3 protein-coding genes are annotated in these 3,034 nt (G+C 59.8%); all 3 read left to right on the forward strand.

Annotated elements, in window-relative coordinates:
* Positions 1-210 (forward strand): hypothetical protein (locus ACTHLF_RS20600; RefSeq protein ID WP_440330002.1); only part of this gene is annotated, 210 nt, incomplete at its 5' end.
* Between the two features lie 558 nt (positions 211-768).
* A complete protein-coding gene (locus ACTHLF_RS20605) occupies positions 769-2,778 on the forward strand; it encodes a hypothetical protein (protein ID WP_440330004.1) in 2,010 nt (669 codons plus the stop codon).
* Between the two features lie 10 nt (positions 2,779-2,788).
* Positions 2,789-3,034 (forward strand): hypothetical protein (locus tag ACTHLF_RS20610; RefSeq protein WP_440330006.1); only part of this gene is annotated, 246 nt, incomplete at its 3' end.

Consider the following 3,034-nt stretch of genomic DNA (forward strand, 5'->3'; position numbering starts at 1 on the left):
GTGGAGGTGTGCGGCTGCGAAGCCGTGCTGCCGACGAAGCTGTTCGCCTCCATTTTTATGGGAGGCTTTCATGGTTACGAAATCATCATCGCCAGCGCGCAACCAGCGCAGGCGAGCTGCTGGCAATCGGCACGACAACCGCGACGTCCGCGTGGGCATTTGGGTGGTGCAGAGCATCCCAGATGGCCGACGAATTCCCCTGCTGGGTGATTTGCGACACGAGCATTTCTACTTTACCGAGGGCGACCCCTTAGTAGACCACGCCGAGTACGATGCGCCACCCGTCACGACCACCCTAGATAGCGGGGAGGAAGCGGTCGGGTTCGATGCGATTGTCCACTTCGTCGACGGGAGGACGGAGTGCCGGCGCGTCAGCGCACGACCGCTGGATCCGTCAAACGAAGCTTCCAAAACGCTTCTCGATCGGTATCAAGCGGCCGCACGTCGTCGCGGTGGCGTATTCGTGGAGATCACCCCAGGCGTCCTCGATAGGGCACAGACCCGAATCTGGAACTGGGTTCGAGTAGTTGGGGCATACCATCGAGCACACGAACACTCGCTGGCATTGGCCGAAGCAGGCCTTCAGGCGGCTGTATCCGATGGCCGTGTGCATTGCATCGGACAAATTCTCGATACCCTGCATCTTTACCCGCCCGCTTTGGTCCTCGCAGCTATCGCGAAGCACCTTCGTTTGCGGCTCCTGTCAAGTGACCTCGATAGTGCCACCTGGAGTCGAAACACCGAACTCCGTGCGGTAGGGGCAACCTCATGATGGCCTTCACGAGGAGACCGCTGCCGGCAGAACTCGCACGATATCAGGATTGGCCTGATGCGGACCTGTCGTGCCTGGAGGGCGCGGCGCGGTCACGCTATGGCGAGATCAAGCAGGCGATCGAAGCCTATATTGATGGCAGGGAGATGAAGGCGAAGCTGATAGCGATCAAGCTTTCGCATGCAGAAATGCTTCGCCGTTTGAATCGCTGTGTGAGCTTCGACCGCCGCGGTCGGATTATCGGTTGGCCTGCGATTCTGCCGTGCCAGAGGTTGAAATCATACGAGCGAACGGAGCCCACGACTGCACGGGAACCCTTGGCGAAAGGCGGTTACAGCGGTGCTCTTACCCACCTTTTCACGGTTCACCCATCTATCCTGCAACGCATTTCGGCATACGTTCTGACGGGCTCGCGTGAGGGTTCAGTGCCTGAGAGCCGAGTCACGCCCAAAGCGGCACACGAGTACCTTTTGGCGCTGTGTCGGAAGGAGGGTCTCGGTGATGACGACTGGCCCTTCTGTGTTGAAGGTCTTGGTGAGCGGGCTATCGCGAAGTGGTTCCACGGTTTCAATGATGCGAACAGCGACCTCATCACCGATCAGCAATACGGCAAGGACGCACAGGCAAAGCGCGCCACTGGTCGGGGCGTGCCGAGCCGGCTGAAGGCACGTCTTCCGTTCGACGTCGTCGAGATGGATGAGCATACGCTCGATTTCATTGGGACCGTGGGGATCCCGACTCCCAAGGGGCCGGTGTATGTACCGATGAAACGCATGGTTGTCGTGCTGGTCGTGGATAGGTTCAGCCAGGCCGTCCTGGCCTACCACGTGATCGTTCGCAGGAAGGTGAATTCAGCCGACATCATTAAGACCGTTGCTAAAGCCGTTACCCAGTGGTGTCCACGCGCGATGTCGCTCACGGATTTTAAGGGGGCGTCCAATGGGGGCTTTCCATCTGAGCGAATTCCTGCATTGGCGAACTGCGGCTTCAATCTGTTGCTGATGGACAACGACTCCGCTCATCTTGCTGAGCCCGTACTCTCGCGGATCGGATTCATCGTGGGGTGCGCAATTAACTACGGAAAGGTTGCGCACTTCGAGCGGCGGCCGTTTGTGGAGTCTCTGAACAAGCGGCTAGAGGCGGCAGGGTTCCATCGCCTCCCGTCGACGACGGGAAAGGGACCAAAAGACCCCCGGCGGAAGGAAGCCGAGGCTAAGGCGCTCAAGTTTAAGATTCATCTTGACGCGATTCTTGACCTCGTCGAAGCAGTTGTCGCAGACCACAACGCCTCCAGACCAGCAGGAAACTACGGGCGTACTCCGCTCGAACTTCTGCAGCAGTACGTCGAGGACCCGAGCTTCGGATTCCTTGCACCTATCCGGCCGCCGCACGTCGCTGGCATGCCGCCGCTCAGCGCGGCAATTGAAACAGTTACGGTGGGCGGGAAACGGGAGAGCGGCGATCGTGCACATATTTACCTTGACCGAGCACGATACGAGGCGCCGTGGCTTTCTGAGCGAACCGATCTGATAGGTAGGGACGTTACGGCCCACCTCAACGAAGACGACATCGAGTCATTTCACGTCTTCACACAGACCGGTACGTTCCTGGGTGTCGTGCATGCCACCGGCGCTTGGGCTGGACACCCGCATTCGCGCGAAGCGCGCCGCCTCATCAAAGCAGCCGTCAAATCGGGCCAACTTAGCCTCAGGAAAGGTGAGTCGGTGGTCGCGGAATGGCTTCGGCTTCTCGCGAAGGACGCACTGGCCAAGAGCGGGACCGAGGCAAAGCCGGCAGTCAGCGATGCCGCCAATAAGTTAGCAGAGGAGGCGCGGCTCGGTAACGTGCGCCCCGATTCTGAAGCGGGGAAGGCTCGGAGCGCGCCCGAGGCTTCTGAGAATGCCACGGTCGCGACCTCGCCCCCGGTGCAACCGAATCGAACAGTGGCGTCAACGGCGGCCACCCACACGTTGGCTCCCGTAGTCCCCTTCTTCGCCATCAACTGAGGATATCGACATGTCTGCTACGATCTCTGAACACTTTGATCTTGCCAAGATGCGTGACCTGCGTTGGAAGGCGCATCCGATCATCTGTGCCGGTGCCGTCTTGCCGACCGGCTCCATACTCCTGGCTCTGTCGCATGTGATCAAGCAGGGGCATCGTCAACGCTCGTCACTCGCCTTCTGGGCACACCCTCGCACGGGGAAATCGTCCTGTATCGAAGCGCTCGAGCTCATCGTTCCGAAGCAATTCCCCGGCGCC

Origin of the sequence: Luteibacter sp. (assembly GCF_051958795.1) — a bacterium.
In the GTDB taxonomy this organism is placed as follows: Bacteria; Pseudomonadota; Gammaproteobacteria; order Xanthomonadales; family Rhodanobacteraceae; genus Luteibacter.